At 66.7% G+C, this 18,550-nt stretch carries 17 protein-coding genes; 7 read left to right on the top strand and 10 right to left on the bottom strand.

The annotated features are described in order from the left end of the window. Positions 1-3: 3 nt before the first annotated feature. The 3 genes from pucL to G3A50_RS10795 all read right to left on the bottom strand — a co-directional run bounded on the left by pucL (position 4) and on the right by G3A50_RS10795 (position 2,024). The gene (gene pucL, locus G3A50_RS10785; protein ID WP_163075290.1) at positions 4-843 is read right to left on the bottom strand and encodes a factor-independent urate hydroxylase; all 840 of its coding nucleotides are present in this window, start codon (positions 841-843) and stop codon (positions 4-6) included. 132 nt (positions 844-975) lie between these two features. Next, entirely contained in the window at positions 976-1,536 is a 561-nt protein-coding gene (locus G3A50_RS10790; RefSeq protein WP_163075291.1) for a TetR/AcrR family transcriptional regulator, read from the bottom strand. Further along, on the bottom strand, positions 1,536-2,024 hold the full coding sequence (locus G3A50_RS10795) for an HPP family protein (protein ID WP_163075292.1): 489 nt from the start codon (positions 2,022-2,024) through the stop codon (positions 1,536-1,538). Before G3A50_RS10795 ends, G3A50_RS10790 begins: the two co-directional genes overlap by 1 nt. Before the next feature lie 163 nt (positions 2,025-2,187). Between G3A50_RS10795 and G3A50_RS10800 the strand changes: the two genes are divergently transcribed. The 4 genes from G3A50_RS10800 (at position 2,188) to G3A50_RS10815 (ending at position 6,807) form a co-directional block, all read left to right on the top strand. Next, positions 2,188-2,979, top strand: coding sequence for an SDR family oxidoreductase (locus G3A50_RS10800; protein WP_163075293.1), 792 nt, complete (start codon positions 2,188-2,190; stop codon positions 2,977-2,979). A 112-nt stretch (positions 2,980-3,091) separates the two neighbouring features. Beyond that, entirely contained in the window at positions 3,092-3,739 is a 648-nt protein-coding gene (locus tag G3A50_RS10805; protein WP_163075294.1) for a TenA family protein, read from the top strand. 307 nt (positions 3,740-4,046) lie between these two features. Beyond that, entirely contained in the window at positions 4,047-4,514 is a 468-nt protein-coding gene (locus tag G3A50_RS10810; protein ID WP_163075295.1) for a Ros/MucR family transcriptional regulator, read from the top strand. A gap of 364 nt (positions 4,515-4,878) precedes the next feature. Continuing rightward, positions 4,879-6,807: a c-type cytochrome gene (locus G3A50_RS10815; protein ID WP_246252341.1), complete on the top strand. Its 1,929-nt coding sequence runs from the start codon at positions 4,879-4,881 to the stop codon at positions 6,805-6,807. Positions 6,808-6,856: 49 nt separating this feature from the next. Here G3A50_RS10815 and G3A50_RS10820 read toward each other — a convergent pair whose 3' ends face one another. The 6 genes from G3A50_RS10820 to G3A50_RS10845 all read right to left on the bottom strand — a co-directional run bounded on the left by G3A50_RS10820 (position 6,857) and on the right by G3A50_RS10845 (position 13,799). Next, positions 6,857-8,260 carry an amidase gene (locus tag G3A50_RS10820; RefSeq protein ID WP_163075296.1) on the bottom strand — a complete coding sequence of 468 codons (1,404 nt, stop codon included), beginning with the start codon at positions 8,258-8,260 and terminating at the stop codon, positions 6,857-6,859. A 60-nt stretch (positions 8,261-8,320) separates the two neighbouring features. After that, on the bottom strand, positions 8,321-9,016 hold the full coding sequence (locus G3A50_RS10825; RefSeq protein ID WP_163075297.1) for a cyclase family protein: 696 nt from the start codon (positions 9,014-9,016) through the stop codon (positions 8,321-8,323). 45 nt (positions 9,017-9,061) lie between these two features. Then, complete coding sequence (locus G3A50_RS10830) at positions 9,062-9,817, bottom strand: ABC transporter ATP-binding protein (protein WP_425483467.1); 756 nt, start codon at positions 9,815-9,817, stop codon at positions 9,062-9,064. Further along, entirely contained in the window at positions 9,814-11,607 is a 1,794-nt protein-coding gene (locus tag G3A50_RS10835) for a branched-chain amino acid ABC transporter ATP-binding protein/permease (protein WP_163075298.1), read from the bottom strand. Before G3A50_RS10835 ends, G3A50_RS10830 begins: the two co-directional genes overlap by 4 nt. Then, positions 11,604-12,479: a branched-chain amino acid ABC transporter permease gene (locus G3A50_RS10840; RefSeq protein WP_163075299.1), complete on the bottom strand. Its 876-nt coding sequence runs from the start codon at positions 12,477-12,479 to the stop codon at positions 11,604-11,606. Before G3A50_RS10840 ends, G3A50_RS10835 begins: the two co-directional genes overlap by 4 nt. Before the next feature lie 147 nt (positions 12,480-12,626). Beyond that, on the bottom strand, positions 12,627-13,799 hold the full coding sequence (locus tag G3A50_RS10845; RefSeq protein WP_163077540.1) for an ABC transporter substrate-binding protein: 1,173 nt from the start codon (positions 13,797-13,799) through the stop codon (positions 12,627-12,629). 323 nt (positions 13,800-14,122) lie between these two features. On the opposite strand from G3A50_RS10845, the gene G3A50_RS10850 reads away from it, so the two are divergent. Together G3A50_RS10850 and tehA are read left to right on the top strand one after the other, a co-directional pair. After that, entirely contained in the window at positions 14,123-15,085 is a 963-nt protein-coding gene (locus tag G3A50_RS10850) for a LysR family transcriptional regulator (RefSeq protein WP_163075300.1), read from the top strand. A 133-nt stretch (positions 15,086-15,218) separates the two neighbouring features. Then, positions 15,219-16,202 carry a dicarboxylate transporter/tellurite-resistance protein TehA gene (gene tehA / locus G3A50_RS10855; protein ID WP_210255261.1) on the top strand — a complete coding sequence of 328 codons (984 nt, stop codon included), beginning with the start codon at positions 15,219-15,221 and terminating at the stop codon, positions 16,200-16,202. 233 nt (positions 16,203-16,435) lie between these two features. Here the strand turns inward: tehA and G3A50_RS10860 are convergent, their stop codons facing one another. Then, positions 16,436-17,365: a LysR substrate-binding domain-containing protein gene (locus tag G3A50_RS10860; protein ID WP_246252345.1), complete on the bottom strand. Its 930-nt coding sequence runs from the start codon at positions 17,363-17,365 to the stop codon at positions 16,436-16,438. 153 nt (positions 17,366-17,518) lie between these two features. Here G3A50_RS10860 and G3A50_RS10865 point away from each other — a divergent pair, with 153 nt between their 5' ends. Beyond that, positions 17,519-18,472, top strand: coding sequence for a choline ABC transporter substrate-binding protein (locus G3A50_RS10865; RefSeq protein WP_163075301.1), 954 nt, complete (start codon positions 17,519-17,521; stop codon positions 18,470-18,472). Positions 18,473-18,550 lie beyond the last annotated feature (78 nt).

Below are 18,550 nucleotides of genomic sequence, written 5' to 3' on the forward strand. Positions count from 1 at the left end.
CGCTCAGCCGCGCCCGACTGTACAGGCGATCTGGCCGTGCGGCTCGTCGGTCGGGGTGAAGACCTGGCCGTCGAAGGCACGCCCGAAGGGGGAGAGGTCGATCGGCAGATAGTGCTTGTTGGGGCAGGCCATCGAGATCTCGGCGATTTCGGGCACGGCCGCCAGCACCGCCTCCCCCATCAGGTACATGGTGTTCTGGACCCCCGGGCTGTAGGTCGTGGCAAAGACCTTGAGCGCGGCTTCAATGACGGCGGCATTGGCGTCGGCGTAGGAGGCGGGAACGGCGGACCACTCCCAGGTGGCGTCCATGGCCGTCGAGAAGATGCGGTCAGCGGTCGGCTTGAGCGTGGTGACCTCGTCGACCCAGAAGTTCTCCCAGCCGGAACGGGTGGTCTTGAGGAAGGTGAAGCCAAGAACACCCGAGGTGAGGACGCTGTCCTCGCGCGTCGCGGTGAGGTTGATGAAGGGTTTTCCGTTGCCGTCGAGCACGAAGGCGTGGTCGTGAGGGGCGCCCTCGATCGGGATGCGCGCCCACTTCGTCTCGGTCGCGGTGATCTCGACGCTGCTCACATGCGCGTAGTGGTCGAGGAAATAGCGGGCGAGGATACCGGCGAAGACTTCATTCTCCGCGCCCACATTATCGCGGGCAACAATGTTGACGATGTTCTTGACCGAGTCGGTGGCGATGACGGAGCTGTTGTCGCCGACGGTATAGGAGGGGTCGAAGGCGCCGGTCAGCAGAACCTCCACCGTTAGCTCGCGCACCTCATGGCGGGCACTGTCGCGGTTGACGCGCATGATGCGCACGTGGCCCTTGCCGTAGCTGTTCCGAATGAGCGGCATGACGAACTCCCAGAAGCCAATTCCAACTAATTTCCGCGCATGCGAATCCGGTGCCAGATACCGTCCACCCTAGGCGGGCCGGGTAATTTCGCACGATCATCGCTGCCGGCGATAGCTGCAAACGCGGATGGCTCAGCCTGTAATGGCGCAGCGCGCGCGGAGCCGGGCAAGGGCGCGCGTGAACACCGTGTCGTCGTCGAGCGCATGGGCAAGGATGAGCCCGCCCTGGATGCCGCCGACGACCTCCTCGGCAAGGTCCCTTGCCGCATCGGCGCGGTGGCCGGCGCGCGCCAGCGCGTTGGCGAGCGCCCCCTGCCAGCGCCAGAAATAGGCTTCGATGACAACCGCGAAACGCCCGCGCGTCTGCCCGAGGGCGAAAGCGCCGACAAGGCAGGCCCGCCGGCCGGACTGAAAGTAGCGGTCGACGGCGTCGAACATGTCGGCGATGGCCGGTACGGCGTCGTCCTGCCGCAGCGGGGCGAAGATCTCGCGCTCGAACCAGCCGTCGATGTCGGCAAGTACGGCGCCGGCCATCTCTTCTTTTCCGCCGGGGAAGAAGTGATAGAGGCTTCCCTTGCCAAGGCCGGTGCGGGCCGAGATCAAGGAGAGGCTGGCGCCCTCATAGCCGTGCTCGCGGAACAATTCGCCGAGCCGGGCGACAATCTGTTCGCGCCCGGCGACAGGGCGGATCATCAGGGCGCCTTCAGCGGATAGACCGTACCGGTCATGCGATGAAATCCGACGGCGATGGCGACCAGCACCAGCGCGCCGATCCCAACCGGCATCACCAGGAAGGCCCAGGTCGGATCGGTCGCAAACACCACCAGCGGGTCGGCGCCCGCCGGGGGGTGGGTGATGCGCAGCAGTGCCATGAGCGAGATCGCCAGGCCGACCGCAATTGCCGCCGCCCACCAGGTCCCCGGCAACACCATGTGCAGTGCCAGCGCGGCGGTCGTGGCCACGAGATGGCCGCCAATCACATTGGCCGGCTGCGACAGCGGACTGCCGGGAACCGAAAACAGCAGAACACAGCTTGCCCCGAACGGCGCCACAAGCAGCGGCACATTGGCGTGAAAGCTCAGCGCGCCGGTGACGCCGATCGCAAGCATGGCCCCGATCCCGGCGAGCAGGGCGACGTGGGGCCGGTGCGGCGGCTGGTGGCGGTGCAGATAGTGACGCATCCGGGGCTCGCTCCCTGAGCTTTGAAACTTTACCGATCGGTACAGTGACTCGGTTGCGTGGTCAAGAGCCTCCTGTGATGGTGCAGGCGTCATGGCGAAAGCGGGTGGTGCGCGCGCTCCCCGGAGCCCACATTGCCTCGTCGTCAATCATCGCGAGGGCCTCATGCCATCTGTTTCTCACTCCACGTTCCGCCCAGCCTTTCGTCTTGAGGGTCGCGTGGCGCTGGTGACCGGCGGCAGCCGTGGCCTCGGGTTTGAAATGGCGCGGGCGCTGGCCGGCGCGGGCGCGAGGGTGGTGATCAACAGCCGCCGCGCCGCGCCGCTGAATGCCGCGGCCGAGGCGATTGCGGCCGCGACCGGGGCGCAGGTGTCGGCGCTGCCTTTCGACGTGTCGGATATCGCGGCCGGGCGTGACGCGCTCGCCGAGATCGAGGCCCGGTTCGGCCGGCTCGACATCCTGATCAACAATGTTGGCGCCCGCGACCGGCGCCCGCTCAAGGACTTCCTGCCCGAGGAGGCGGCGGCGCTCATCGCGACGGATCTGATCGCGCCGATGATGCTGGCGCGCGAGGCGGCGGAGCGGATGGCGGCCCGCGGCCATGGCCGGCTGATCGCGGTAACCTCGATTGCGGGGCATGTCGCCAACCGCCATGATCCGGTCTACACCGCCGCGAAGGCTGGACTGACCGGGCTGATGCGGTCGCTGGCGGTCGACTACGCCCGCAGCGGAATCACCAGCAACGCCATCGCGCCCGGCATGTTCGCCACCGAGACCAACGAATCACTCGTGAACGATGCCGCCTTCTCGTCCTTCGTCGATGTCCGGGTACCTGTCGGGCGGTGGGGGCGCCCGCATGAGATCGGGCCGGCGGCGGTTTTTCTGGCTTCCGACGAGGCTTCTTTCGTCAATGGACACGTACTGGTTGTGGATGGCGGGCAGACCATTCGAATGTGATGCAACTTTGCGCAGGCAGCCTCGACGTTTGGACATGCAGCGGTCATAGAGGCTGCCGAAGAAGATCGGCCGCCCCTGATCTGCCGGTCGGAAACATGACCAAGGAGTGTCCATGACCCGCTTCACCGAGATGCTGCGAGACGAGAATAGCGACGACTGGAACGCCTCCCGCAATCATCGTTTCGTCGACGAGATCTTTCGCGGTGCGGTGCCAGCGGATGTGATGCGGCGTTATCTTGTTCAGGACTATCAGTTCATCGACCGTTTCGTGGCCTTGATCGGCATGGCCATCGCAACGGCGGACACTTTCGACTCTCGCATTCGCTTCGCCCAGTTCGCGGCGATGATCACCAGCGACGAGAACACCTATTTCGAGCGCGCGTTCGATGCGCTCGGTGTGCCCCCGGCCGAGCGCTCGCACCCGGTCGTCAGCGCCCCGACCTCGGGTTTCCAGACGCTGATGCGTGACGCCGCCGAGAGCGGCCATTATGCCAGCTGCCTCGCCGTGCTCACCGTTGCCGAGTGGCTTTATCTCGATTGGGCCGACCGTCCCGGCGCGGTCCTGCCGGGTGATTTCATCCACGCCGAGTGGATCACGCTGCACAACAATGACGGGTTCCGGAGCTTCGTGAACTGGCTGCGCGAGGAGCTGGATCGTGTCGGCGAGGCCGCGGATGATGACAGCCGGCGGGCTGCGGCAGCGTTCTTTCGTCGCGCCGTGGCGCTGGAGCGCGCGTTCTTCGATCACATTTACGTTTAAGCGCGCGGCGTATTTGAATGAAACGGCGCCAGCGTATGCAGTTTGAAATTGAATCCAATGAAACTATGCATTGCATTGGATTTTCCGGGAAGGTCTGCCGTTTTCCGAATGTATGCGAATATATCTCCTGAGATGCCGATCGCCACTTTGTCATCACATTTCAACTGTGGCGGGTAGTGGTCTCCGGATTGATATGGCGCTTAGCGGGACGCTTTCATCTTCGAGCAGAATCTGCTTCTGCTTGAATATTGATTGACGTTTTGATGGATGATGTTACATCAGGCCATCTCATCAATGGAGGCAATAAATGTCGGAACAAGATAGCTCGTCGGTTGACTATCTGGGGCTCACTGCGGATGTCGTCGCGGCTTTTGTCGGTAACAATTCAGTTCCCGCCGCCGAGCTTCCCGACCTGATTGCCAAGGTTCACGGCGCGCTGCTTCGCCTGAGCGCCCCTGAGCCGGTCGTCGTCGAAGAAGTTCTGAAGCCTGCGATCCCGGTCAAGAAGTCGGTGACGCCCGAGTACATCATCTGTCTCGAGGATGGGCTGAAGTTCAAGTCCCTGAAGCGTCATCTGCGCACCAAGTACAACATGACTCCCGAGGAATATCGGGCGAAGTGGGGTCTGCCGAACGATTATCCGATGGTGGCTCCCAGTTATGCCGAGGCGCGCTCGAACCTGGCCAAGAAGATGGGCCTGGGTCAGCAGCGCAAGAAGCCGGTCGCGCCGGTTCCGGCCAAGGGCCGCGGTCGCGCCAAGAAGGTTGCCGCCTGATTTTCAGGCCATCGTTTTGAAGAAAAGGGCCGCTTCCTCCGGGAGGCGGCCCTTTTTGCTTTGCGGCCGGCAAGATGAGCCGCGCGTTCATTGGCGCCGGCGTTCGGGCGCCTGAAGCGGCGCGCCCTGTCCGGTCCCGCGTCGATTGAAGATGGGTGGGCGCCTGGCGGTCGTCCGCGCCTCTTTCGCTCTTCCGGGCGCGGCCTTCACGCGGGCCGGGAGCGCCGGGAACGACGCCGGCGTTCGATTTTGACACGCTGAACGCGTCTTTCTTCCGTTACGTCTGGCGAATGTCATCCGACCATGGAATGATTCCATAAAGTCTAGTCGGGTCGGGTGAAAGAAGATGATGCGGGATCGATTGGTGGCAACGTTTTTCACTGGGGTGCTGGGCGCCCTCGTCGTGATGCCCTGGCTGGCGGGCGCCGCGATGGCGCAGGACGCGCCGCCGGCGGTGGACGATTCCGCGCTGGTCGCGCGCGGCGCATATCTCGCGCGCGCCGCCGATTGCATGCCCTGCCACACCGCGGATTCCAAGCAGCCCTACGCCGGCGGGCTTGGCCTCAACACGCCTTTCGGCACACTGTATTCGGTGAACATCACCTCGGACAAGACCACCGGCATTGGCGGCTGGAACTTCGACGACTTCAAGCGCGCCCTGCATGACGGCATCCGCAAGGACGGTGCCTATCTCTACCCGGCCATGCCGTTCGATGCCTATACCGGCATCACGGAGGATGATCTGAAGGCGTTGTGGGCCTATGTGCGCCGTATCCCGGCCGTCGACGCGCCGAACCTCGAGAACGGACTCATCTTCCCCTTCAATGTGCGCCTCGGCATGCTGGCCTGGCGCGAGCTGTTCTTTCGCCCCGCCTATTTCACGCCCGTGGCTGGCAAGAGCGACGAGTGGAACCGGGGTGCGTATCTCGTCGAGGCACTCGGCCATTGCTCGGACTGCCACAGCCCGCGCAACGTGATGGGCGCGATCAAGGGCAAGGCGGCTTTCACGGGCGCCGAGATCGACGGCTTCTATGCCCCCGACATCGCCTCCGCCGCGCTGGCCAGGACCTGGGACAAGGACACGCTGGTCCAGTTCCTGAAGACCGGCTCTGCCCCGCAGAAGACGCTGGTGTTCGGTCCGATGTCCGACGTCGTCCATGACAGCCTCGCCTATCTCACCGACGCCGATCTCGCGGCGATGGCGACCTATCTGCTCGACAGCCCGCCCCCGCCCGATGCGCCGGCGCCGCAGAAGGCCTCGTCGCTGCCGGCGGACGTCTATGCCCGTGCCTCCAAGGTCTTCGTCGACAATTGCGCCGCCTGTCACCAGACCCAGGGCACCGGCCTCCTCGGCGCCATTCCTCCGCTGGCGGGCAACCCGGCGGTGACCGCAGCCGAGCCCTACAACGTCCTCACCGTCGTGCTGCAGGGCCTGCCGGCAGATGCGCGCTTCGGCGCCATGCCCTCCTTCGCCGGACGGCTGTCGGACCAGCAGATCGCCGAACTCACCAATTATGTGCGCACCAGCTGGGGCAACGGTGCGGCCCCGAATGCCACGGCCAAAATGGTGGCGGCGTGGCGTGAGACGACCAAGGTGCCCGATTACGGCACGCAGGCCGCTTCCGCCTTCGACTGCGCGCAGGTCGGCGGCGCGCCCGGGGCCTCAGGGCCCGATCCCAGGGCGGTGGCGGCGATTTCCTCGGCGTTGCAGGGTGGCGATCTCGACGTGGCCGCCATGGTCGACAGCTATCAGGCGTCCGCTCCCGACGCCTCCCCGGCGCGCGTGGTCGATGCCTTGATGGCCGCCTATTGTCCGGTGGTCGCGGCCGGTGGCGGCGACGACTATGCGAAGCTCGCCAAGCTGCGCCGCTTCAGCCTTCAGGCGGCGGCGGACGCGTCCGCTCCGGTTGCCTCCACCCCCTTCCCACCGGTCTCCGTGGTCTGGGCGGTGCAGGCCGGCAAGTCGCTGGTGGCGCGCGGGCCCAAGTCTCTTGGCGGTCCGTTGGTCTGCCCCACCGATAACGGCAAGCTGGTGCCGAAGGCCCTTGCCGCCGACGCGGCCGGGCTTATCGGCAAGCCGAACGTGCCGGTCAGCGGCTCCACGGGCGCCGACTGGGCCCATGCGCTGGTGAAGAAGGATCCGAAAGCCCGTCTCGCCGATGTCGCCAACGCGCTGATCAGCGCCTATTGCGGTGTCGTGGCGGGAACGGCCGGTCTCGAGGAAGCCCAGCAGCACGGCTATGTCGAGAGCTTCGGCCAGCAGGTGATCCAGACCCTGCAGCTGGAAAACTAGGCGGATACGGCGCTGCCGTGGTGACCGCCTGCCCCGGCGGTCGCCACCTTCAGATGGCGAAGGGCACGTTCCCGATGGAGGGGCGCACCTGTTCGATCGCGGCGGCCACGCGCACCACGGCCGCCTCACCAAGCGCCGGCCCGACGATCTGAAGGCCCACGGGCATGCCGCTGGCATCGAGGCCCGCGCAGACGCTGGCGGCCGGTTGCCCGGTCAGGTTGAACGGGTAGGTGTAGAACACCCAGCTCACCAGGTTGCGATCGGACAGATGCGCGGGCATGTCGCGCCCGGCATCGAGCGCGGTCACCGGCAGCACCGGGGAAAGCAGCGCATCGTAGCGTTCGAAGAAGCCCCGCATATCCTCGCGCAGCCCATAACGCTGGAACACGGTCTCGTAATAGGCCTGCATCTCCTGCCCCAGCGCCGCCTCGAGCACCACCGCGACGGACGGGTCGAGCAGCTCGCGCCGGGTTTCGATCACGCCGCGCAGCCGGGTGCCGACGCCCGCATAGAACTCCGCGATCCACAGTTCGGCCGGGTCGCGCGCGAACACGGTCTCGACCTCCTCGACCACGGCGCCGAGGTCGGCCAGCCGTTGCACGGCGGTGCGCGTTACCGCCACGACTTCCGGGTCCGGCCGGGCATAGCCAAGGGTCGGGCTCCAGGCGATGCGCATGCCCTCGATCGTCTGGCCGACAGCCGCCTCGACATCCGGCACCGGCCCGGCGACGCTGAAGGGGTCGCGCGCGTCGTAGCCGGCTATCGCCGCGAACAGCAGCGCGGCATCGGCGATGTCGCGCGCAAGGGGGCCGACATGGGCCAGCGTGGGCGTGGCGGACGTCGGCCACACCGGCACGCGCCCGAACTGCCCCTTGATCCCCGCAAGGCCCGAGAATGCGCAGGGAATGCGGATCGAGCCGCCGCCATCGGTGCCCAGCGCGAAGGGGGTGATCCCCGCCGCCACCGAGGCTGCCGCGCCGGCGCTGGAGCCGCCCGGCGTCTTGCTCAGGTTCCATGGGTTGCGCGTTATGCCGGTCAACGGGCTGTCGCCGACAGGCTTGCAGCCGAACTCGCTGGTGGTGGTCTTGCCGATCAGGATCGCCCCGGCTGCCTTGGCGCGCTCCACCGCCGGGGCGTCGACGGTGGCGATGTTGTCGGCCATGGCGCGCGAGCCGGAGGCATAGCGCGCACCCTTCACCGCCATCAGGTCCTTGGCGGAAAAGGGCAGGCCGCGCAGCGGGCCGAGCGCCTCGCCCCTCATCAGCGCGGCCTCGGCCCTGCGGGCCGCTGCCATCGCCTCCTCCTCGAAGATCAGGAAGAAGGCGTTGAGGCTGGCCTGGGTGCCCTGCGCCGCGTCGAGTGCCGCCCGCGTCAGCTCCACCGGGGAAATCTCGCGGCGGGCAATGCGATCGCGGGCCTCGCGGGCGCTCATCCGGGCAAAGGGTGTGTCCATGGCCGCCTTGTCCTTCGATGGAACGGCCGGGCGGCTGTCGGGCTGCCCGGCCGGGTTCGCTCAGTCGACGATCGCGAAGGCGCGAACCGGGGAGCCGGAGCCGCCCTTGAACTTCAGCGGCACGCCGAAGAACTGGAACTCGCCCTTGTCGACCAGTTCCTCCAGGTTCACCAGCCATTCCCAATGGCTGATGCCGAGCTCGCGGCACAGCCGGTGCTGGGCGAAGATATTGTCGCTCGGCTTGTCGGTGGAAGGACCCTCGACCCCGTGCATCCGGGAGCCGCGATCATAGAGCCACTGGGTGGCCTCGACCGTGAGCAGCGGGTTCTTCCACACCGAGTCCAATGTGGGATAGGTGCGGGCGTGGAAGCCGGTGCACAGCAGCACGATATGCCCGTCCACCTTCACCCCGGCCTTCGCCTCCGCGGCGGCCATGTCCTCGGCGGTGATGTCGCCGAGATCCGGGATATGGCGCAGGTCGAAACACACCGCCTTGCCCATGAACATCTCCAGCGGCATCTCGTCGATCGGCGCGCCGTCGGGCTTCACGTGACGGAAGGCGTCGACATGGGTGCCGACATGGTCAAGCATGGCGATGAAGTTGGTCTGGAACGTCATGGCGTCGCCGGGCACGCCAAGATCGAACGCCTTGGAGCTTTCATGGCTCAGATGCGTGGTGATGACCGGTCGCTGGAACAGCTTGTGAGCCGGCATATTATCTTCGATGAGCAAGCTCAGGTCGACGACGCGAGACATGGTCACTCCTGTATCGTTGATGGAAATGGCATGGGCCGGACTCTCTCAGGACGCGCTCTTCTTCTTGCCGAGGAACGATTCCATGACGTCCGGATTGGTGGCGATCTCACGGCTCGGCCCCTGATGCGACACCCGCCCGTTGGCGATGACATAGGCGTGGTCGGCGATGGCGAGCGCATAGGAGGCGAGCTGCTCGACCAGCAGGATCGAGAGCCCCTCGCGGTTCAATGTGGCGAGCACGTCGATGAGCTGTTCGACAATCTTCGGGGCAAGGCCGAGCGAGAGTTCGTCGATGATCAGCAGCTCGGGCTCGGCCATCAGCCCGCGCGCGATCGCCAGCATCTGCTGCTCGCCGCCGGACATCGATCCGGCCTGCTGGCCGAGGCGCTCCTTCAGGCGCGGAAACAGGGTGAGCACCTTGTCCAGCGTCTGTCGCGCGCGCGCCGTCTTCAGGCCGCCATGGACATAGGCTCCGAGCACGAGATTGTCCTCGACGCTCTGGTCGGGAAACAGCAGCCGTCCTTCCGGCACCATGACCAGCCCCTGGCGCACCTTCCGGTTGGCGCTGACATGGGTGGTATCCGCGCCCCGGAAGAATACCTTGCCGGCGGAGGGCCGCACCAGGCCGGTGGCGCCGCGCAGCATTGATGATTTGCCGGCTCCATTGTTGCCGATCACTGCCACGAGCTGGCCGCGGCGCACGCTGAGCGAGATGCCCCGCACCGCGATGGCGGCGCCGTAGCGCAGTTCGAGATCGCGGATGTCGAGCAGGACGTCGTCGGGGTCGCCAGTCGTCATCATGAGGTGGTCTCCTCGCGCGCGCCGTGGCCGGAGGTGCCGAAATAGGCCTCGATGACCCGCGGATCGTCCTGCACCCTCGCCGGCGTGTCGCTGGCGATCACCTGGCCGTAGTCCAGCACGGTGACGGTGTCGGCGACCGCCATGATCAGCTCGACATGGTGCTCGATCAGCAGCACCGAGATGCCGAGCCCGGCAATCCTGCGGATCATCGCCTCCAGCTCGTCGATCTCCTGCGTGGTCAGGCCCGCCGCCGGCTCGTCGAGCAACAGCAGGCGCGGACCGGCCGCGAGCGCCCGGGCGATTTCCAGCCGGCGCTGCAGGCCGAAGGGCAGGAAGCGCGCGGCCTCATGGGCGTAGTCCTCGAGCCCGACAAAGGCGAGCAGGCCGATGGCGGCGCGGCGACAGTCGCGCTCCTGCCGGCGCATGGCGGGGCTGCGGAGCACCGCCGCGGCCACGCCATAGGTCAGGCGCTGCTGGTAGCCGACCATGACGTTCTCGAGCACGCTCAGCTCGCCGAACAGTTCGGTGTTCTGGAAGGTGCGGGCGAGGCCCACACGCGCGATCTCGTGCGAGCGCATGCCGGCGAGCTGCACGCCGTCGAGCTCGAATGCGCCCTCGGTGGGCTGGTAGAAGCCGGAGATGGTGTTGACGAAGGTGGACTTGCCCGCCCCGTTGGGCCCGATCAGGGCGTGGACCTCGCCCGGCTTCACCCGCAGCGAGGCCTCGGCGAGCGCGGTGAGCCCGCCAAACCGCACCGTCAGTGCGCGCGCCACCAGCTCGGCACGCTGTTCGCCCGCGTGCGGGGCCAGCGTCGCTTCGGCAGCGATCCCCTCGCCGGCGCCGGCCGTCCGGGGGGCGGGGAACAGGCGCGTGGCGAGCGAGCCCAGCGATCCCATGATGCCGCGTGGCAGCACGAACATCACCGTGAGCAGCATCGCGCCATAGGCGAACTTCTGCCAGAGCGCGAATTCCTGCAGGTATTCCGGCAGATAGGTGAGGATGTAGGCACCCACCAGCGGGCCGAATGTGGAAGCGGCCCCGCCCAGGATCACCATCAAAAGGAAGCGGATGCTGTCGGTGAAGGTGAAGATGTCGGGCGAGATGTAGGCATTGAGGAAGGCGTAGTAGGTTCCGGCAATGCCCGCCGTTACCGCCGCCACCACGAAGGCCAGGGTGCGCACCGCCGCCGGGTTCAGGCCCAGCGCGCGGGCCGCGGTTTCGCTCTGGGCTACCGCCAGCATGGCCCGTCCGTAGCGCGAGACCTTGAGATTGTGCGTGGCCACCACGGCGAGGAACAGCGAGAGCGCCAGCACGCCATAATAGGCATAGCCCGAAAGCCTGTAGCCGAAGGCATTCGGCGCGGGAATGGACGTGATGCCCATGGTGCCGCCGGTCAGTGACTGCCACTCGATGGCGACGTTCTCGACGATCAACCCGAAGGCGATGGTGACGACGGCGAGATAGACGCCACGCACGCGCACGGTCGGGTAGGCCAGCAGCACCCCGAACAGCCCGGCCATCAGCGCGGAGACGATGCAGGCGCTGATCATGTCGAAGCCGAGCCGGGTCGCCACGATCGCCCCGGTATAGGAGCCGAGCGCGAACAGCCCGGCCTGCCCGAGCGAGACCAACCCGGCGAGCCCCACGAGCACGTTCAGCCCGACCGCGATCATCGCGTAGATCAGGAACAGCATGAACAGCCGCAGCTCGTATTCATTGCCCGAGGCGAGCGGCACCGCGATGAGCAGGGCGGCAAGGAGGAGGAAGCCGAGGGGATAGAGGCGGCTCATACCTTGGCCACCTCGCGTTTGCCGAACAGGCCCTGCGGGAACACCAGCAGCACAAGGATCATCAGCGAGAAGCCGACGATCTCGCGTGCGGCGGTGGAGAGATAGCCCTCGACGAATTTCTCGATCACGCCATAGGCGAGGCCGGTAATGACCACGCCGGGCGCGGAAGTGATGCCGCCCATGATCGCGACCGCGAAGCCCTTCAGGCCCGGCAGCACGCCCATGGTGGCCGAGGCCTGCACGATGGGGGCGATGAGCACGCCCGCGGCCGCGCCGAGCAGGCTGGCCAGCGCGAAGGAGAAGGCGATGACGACATTGACGTCGATGCCCATCAGCGCCGCCGCGCTCTTGTTGTGGGCCACTGCCTGCATGGCGCGCCCGATCAGCGTGCGCCGCTGCAAAAGCCTGAGGCCGAGCATGGCGAGCACGGCGATCACGGGGACCGCGAGTTCCTGCGGGTAGACGCCCGCCCCGAAGATCTGCACCGCATGGGCGACGCCCGGCGAGGGCAGCGCCATGGCATAGCCCTCGGTCTCGATGGTGGCGAGGCTCTCCACCATGATGCCGACGGCGATGGTGGTCAGCATCCAGCCGATTGAGTTGGGCTGGCCGGCGAAGGGGCGCACCGCAAGGCGCTCCAGCGCGAAGCCGAAGACCGCGCCGACCAGAATGGCGGCAAGGCACGCCAGCGCAAGCGACCATCCTGCGCCGACCAGATAGGCGGCGAGCAGGCCGCCGATCATCAGCGTGTCGCCATGGGCGAAGTTCACCGCCCGCGCCGCGGACCACATGATGTGGAAGCCAAGCGCGACAAGGGCATAGATGCCGCCGATCGCTAGGCCGGAAAGAACGTACTGAGCCACCAGGGACATGGGCCGATCCGCTTGAATCCGGGAAAGGGGAGGGGCGCCGGAGCGAGGCCGCGCCGTGATGCGGCGGCGCAGGGAGAGCAGAACGAGGGATCGTGGGAAGGAAGGGCGACGGGACGTGGCGGCCTGCCACGTCCCGCCGCCGCCCCATTACTTGTCGTAGGGCGAGCCGGCGAAGGGGATCAGCTTGCCGTCGTGCCACACGGTGAGCAGGTAGTGCTCGGGCAGCAGCGCGTCGTTGCGCTCCGGGTCGGCCTTGTCGAAGGCCGGCTTGTAGGGGGCGACGAGGCCGTCAAGCTCGACCTTGTAGAGGGCTTCCTGCACCTTCTTCCAGTCATAGGAGCCGGCGATCTCGATCGCGCTGGCGAGCAGGTAGACCCCGTCATAGGCATCGGCGATGCCCGAGGCCGCCTTGATGCTCATGGGATCGGTCAGCCCGTACTTCTCGCCGATCGCGGCAAGCATCTTCTTGCCCTTCTCGCTCTGCGGCGTGAGGAACGAGTAGGTCTGCATCACCCGCACGCCATTGGCGAGCGGGCCGGCAAGCTCGCCCAGATTGCCGCTGATGCCCCATGCGCCGATGATGGTGGGCTTGTAGCCGATCTTGTCCATCGCCCGCAGGATCTGGTTGGCCTCGCGGTCCAGCGACCAGATCATCACCACGTCGGCGCCGGAATCGCGGGCCCGCAGCACCTGGGGCGACATGTCCTGGTCGTTCCAGTTGAAGGTCTCGGCGGCGGCCAGCTCCTTGCCGCGCGCGCCAAGCGCCGCCTTCACGTCCGGCAGCGCGCCATTGCCCCAGCCCGTATTCTCGTAGAGGAAGGCGATCTTGCCATCCTTGGAGACCTTGAGCGCCTCATTGACGAGGAAGCGGGCAACCCACTTGTCCTTGGCGGAAACGCGGAACATGAAGTTCGGGTCGCGCCCGTTCTCGGTCACCTTCGTGTTGGCGGCCCACACGCCCATATAGGGAATGCCGATCTCGTGCACCGGCTCGACCTGCGCCACCGCGACCGTGGAGTGGAAGCCGCCGAGAATGGCGATGCACTTGTCGGCGAGCGCGATGCGGCGCGCATTGTCGACGCCGCGCGGCGGGGCACCGGCGTCGTCATACTGGATCAGGCGCAGTTTCTTGCCGAGCACGCCGCCATTGGCGTTGATCTCGTCGATGGCGATTTCCGCGCCCATCTTGATCGCCTTGCCGGAGAAGGCGGCCGGTCCGGTCACCGCAGCGGAGTTGCCGATGCAGGGTTCTTGCTGGGCGAGGGCCGCCGAACTCATGAAGCCGAGCGCCACCGTCGCGGCCAGCAAACGGCCACGCATAAGGTACTGTGAGGGCATGACTGGTTCTCCTGTCGCTGCCAGGATTCGCGGAACGTTGGGCGTCTTGGCCCGGTCTGTTGGGTACCTAGTCAGGCTAAATATAAGTGGGGCCTATGGACAAAGACGATTTTCCAATTGCTCGTATAGGCAATAGCTATCGTAACGAAACATAGGCATTTCATATGGCGAAGGAACGGTGCTAATGTATTGATTATGAATAGTAAACTTAATCGTCGTGTCAATAGTTTGTGCATATGGACTATTTTTTAGTCGTTTGACATTATCTTCGCCGGCGGCAGAGTTGGGGCGCGAAAGGCAGTCCCATGGATTTACGTCAGCTCAAGTACTTCGTTCAGATCGCCGAAAGCGGCAATTTCTCCCGTGCCGCGGAGGTGCTGCGCATCGCCCAGCCCTCGCTCAGCCAGCAGATGAAGAATCTCGAGGACGAGCTGGGCGTCGACCTGCTGCTGCGCCATGCGCGCGGCGTCACCCCGACGGAGATCGGCCAGCAGTTCTACGAGCATGCGCGCCGGATCCTGCAGGAGGTCGAGCGCACCCGCGAGGTGGTGCGTTCGCAGACGCTGAACCCGTCCGGCAAGGTGTCGGTGGGCCTGCCGACCTCGGCATGTCGCGGTCTGTGCCTGCCGTTGATCAACGCCATGGCCGCGCGCCAGCCCAACCTCACGCTGCACATCGTCGAGGCGATGACCGGCTATCTCGACGATTTCATCCAGATGGGGCGGCTCGACGTCGCCCTGCTCTACGATCACAAGGCCTTCGAGCACGTCGCCTGGACCGAGATGATGGTGGAGGAGCTGATGCTGTTCGCCCCGCCCGACCACCCGGTGGTGGCGCAGGGGCAGGTCGTCTTCGCCGACATGTTCAAGCTGCCCATCGTCCTGCCCGGCGCGCCCAATGTGATGCGCACGGTGATCGAGCAGTTCGCCGCCCGCCATGATGTTATGCCCAACGCCCTGGCCTGCGACAGCCTTCCCGCGATTGCGCGCATGGTGGGTGACCGTCGGGCGCTGGCGGTGATGCCGCATTTCGCCTTCACCGACGAAATGGCGCGCGGCGAGATGGTGGCCATTCCCATTGTCGACCCGACACCGTCCTGGCGCCTGTCGGTGGTGGTCTCGCAGCGCACGATGAACCCGCGCGGCAGCGAGGCGGTGGCGAAGGTGCTGGCCGACGTCATCGCGGAGTTGGTGGGCGCCGGCATCTGGCACGCCAGGCTGCGCGGCGAACGGGCGCGGGGCGACCACGCCCGCGCTGCGCTGCGCTAGCACGCTCGTGGGCTCATCCTTTTGGACATCGGCCCGTCCTCCGTGGAATTGCGCCTTGCCGGGAGCGTGCGCGCTGTCGCACCCTGACATGGGAACACACCCCATCGCCCGCCCTCTCGACCGGATCTCCCCTATGAGCTCACGTCCCCACCTGCCCATCATTCCGGCGGCCTTTTTTGGCATGGTGCTCGGTCTTGCCGGGCTCGGGGGAAGCTGGCGCGCCGCCCATGTCGCGTGGGGACTGCCGACAGTAATCGGCGAAGCCCTGATGGCGGTGGCCGCGCTGGTCTGGGCGGTGCTGATCGTTCTCTACGCCTGGAAATGGATCGCGGCGCGGCCGGCGGCGCGGGCGGAAGTCGCCCATCCGGTGCAGTGTTGCTTCGTCGGCCTGATCGGGGTCGCCACCATGCTGGTCGCGGGCGGTGTGGCGCCCTATTCGCGCGATCTGGCGCTGCTGCTCTACTGGCCGGGCTGCGCCTTCACCTTCGGCTTCGCCATCTGGCGCACCGGCGGGCTGTGGCTTGGCGAGCGCGATCCCGGTCATTCGACGCCGGTGCTCTATCTGCCCACCGTGGCCGGTAGCTTCGTCAGCGGAACGATCGGCGCCGCGCTCGGCCTGGGCGATTTCGGCCAGTACTGTTTCGGCGCCGGCCTGTTCGGCTGGTTCGCCATCGAATCCGTGCTGCTGCACCGCATGCTGACGGCGCCGAACATGGCGAGCGCGCTGCGCCCCACGCTCGGCATTCAACTCGCCCCGCCGGTGGTGGGCGCCGTCACCCTGATCGCGATCGCGCCGAACGCGCCCTTCGTCTTCGCCCACGCGATGGTCGGCTATGGCGTGATGCAGACGCTGATCGTGCTGCGCCTCCTGCCGTGGATCCTGAAGGAGCCTTTCGCCCCGTCCTACTGGGCCTTCACCTTCGGCGTGACCGCGCTGGCCACCGCGCCGATCCGCCTTGTGGGTCTGGGCGACAGCGGCACGGTGAGTGTCCTCGCCCCGGTCCTGTTCGTGTTCGCCAATGGCGTGGTGCTGGCCGTCGCGGCGGGCACCCTCATACGCGCCGCGCAGGGCCGTCTGATCCCGGCACCCGCGCCGCCGGCGGCACCCGCGCGCTGAAGGGGCGCACGCCCACATCCCTCGAAGCTCCTGCAACGAACGCGATTCGCCTCGTCGAGCCCCTGCCGATGGACGCCCTGCGCGCCCGCGCGATCTTCTGCTCTGTATGGGGGCCGTCCCGGTCAATCCGCGACGCGGTTTTCCATGCCGGCAGCGTCGATCGGCCATTCCGGAAAGGCGGGCAGCAGCCTCTCGGTGCATGGGGGGCGGATGTTCGGCGACCCGCCGCTCGCTCAGCTGTCGGCGGCGTCACGGTCGGCGCGCATCTCGCGCTCGATCCAGTCGATCAGGTCGCACGCGGCGGGTGAGGGGTCGGGGCCCGGGCGCAGCCAGTAGCCATGGTCCGCGCGCACCAGCGGCGGGCCGATGGCGACCAGCGTGCCGTCGGCCAGCGCGCCGTCGATGAGGCCGGCCCAGCCAAGCGCCACGCCCTGATCGGCGATGGCGGCCTGCACCACCAGCCCGTAGGTGTTGAGGCTGAGATCATTCGAGCTGGGCTGGCGGGCGAGGCCGTTCGCCGCGAACCAGTCTGCCCAGCCGAACCAGCGTGGGCGCGGCGTACTCTCCAGATGCAGCAGGGGCAGCGCGCCGATGCGTCCCGGCTCGGTCCCCAGCTGATGGCGCGCGGCGAAGCGCGGCCCGCAGACCGGCACCACCCGCTCCTCCAGAAGCTGGGTCGCATGGGCTGGAAAGTCGGTACGCGCGCCGAACAGCACCGCCACATCCTCGGCATCGTCGCCGCGCGGGTCGGTGGACGCCGAGGCGATGACGTGGACCTCGGTGTCGGGGCGCACCCGCCGGAAGGCGGCGACACGCGGCATCATCCAGAACGAGGCGAAGCCGTAATCGGTGAACAGCCGCACCACGGGGCGCCGGTTCATGCGGCGAATGGCGCGGGCGGCAATGTCCAGTTCGCCCACCGCCGCCGCTGCCGCCCGATACAGCGTCTGCCCGGGGGGCGCGAGCGTGCTGCCCCGGTGCCCGCGCAGCAGCAGCGGCGTGCCGAGCTGCTCTTCCAGCATGCGCATGGTGTAGCTGACCGCCGGTTGGGACAGGCCGAGTTCCCGCGCGGCCATGGTCAGGCTGCCGAGCCGGCCGACGGCCTCGAAGACCCGGATCCAGCCAAGATCCAGCGGACGCTCGGACAAGGGGCGTTCAGACATAAACTTCTTCTATGGCAGATATCGAAAAATGGCGGCTTCACAGCCTTTGATATCTAGATGTCTGATGGAGGGGAGATCAAGGGGAACCCAATGGCCGCCCAAGGCCGGCTCCTTGGCCGTGACACGCCTCGAAACCCTTCCAGAGGTATCCTCATGACTCGCTCTCTCCTGGCGGCCGCCGCCCTCGCCCTTGCCGTGCTGTCTCCCCCGCTGCTGGCCGTTCCCGCGCGCGCGGACGCCCCCGGCTGCAAGACCATCCTGATGTCGGATCCGGGCTGGACCGACATCACATCCACCAATGCCATTGCCGGCGTCCTGCTCGACGGGCTTGGCTACGAGCAGGACGTGAAGACGCTGTCGGTGCCGATCGGCTACGAATCGATGAAGAACGGCAAGATCGACGTCTTCCTCGGCAACTGGATGCCGGCGCAAACCAAGTTCATCGACGCGCTCGATGCCGCGAAGGCGGTCGAGGTGCTCGCCACCAATCTCAAAGGCGCCAAGTTCACCCTCGCCGTACCCAGCTATGTCGCCGAAGGCGGGGTGAAGGATTTCAAGGATCTGGCCACCCATGCCGACAAGTTCGGCAGCCAGATCTACGGCATCGAACCGGGCGCGCCGGCGAATCAGAACATCCAGAAAATGATCGATTCCGGCGATTTCGACCTGAAGGGCTGGAAGCTGGTGGAATCGGGCGAGCAGGCCATGCTGGCGCAGGTCAAGCGCGCCTCGAACGGCAAGGACTGGATCGTCTTCCTCGCCTGGGCGCCCCATCCGATGAACGAGACCTTCGACCTTACCTATCTCTCCGGTGGCGACGCCTATTTCGGACCGGATTTCGGCGGCGCGAGTGTGCGCACGCTCGCCCGCGCCGGCTGGGCTGCCGATTGTCCGAATGCGGCCAGGCTGTTCACCAACCTGATCTTCGACCTGCCGATGGAAAACGCCATGATGGGCATGATCCTCAACGACGGCAAGGAGCCGGCCGCCGCCGCGAAGGCGTGGCTGAAGGGGCATCCGGACGCGCTGACACCGTGGCTGGAAGGCGTCACCACCTTCGACGGCAAGCCGGGTCTCGGCGCGGTCAAGGCCTCGCTGGGCCTGTGAGCGGGAAGGGGCGGCCATGCGCCGCCCTTTCCTGTCCGCGCCGCAATCGCCGTCGCCCGTCCGCCCGTTTCCGCATCA

It is taken from the genome of Ancylobacter pratisalsi (assembly GCF_010669125.1).
GTDB lineage: Bacteria > Pseudomonadota > Alphaproteobacteria > Rhizobiales > Xanthobacteraceae > Ancylobacter > Ancylobacter pratisalsi.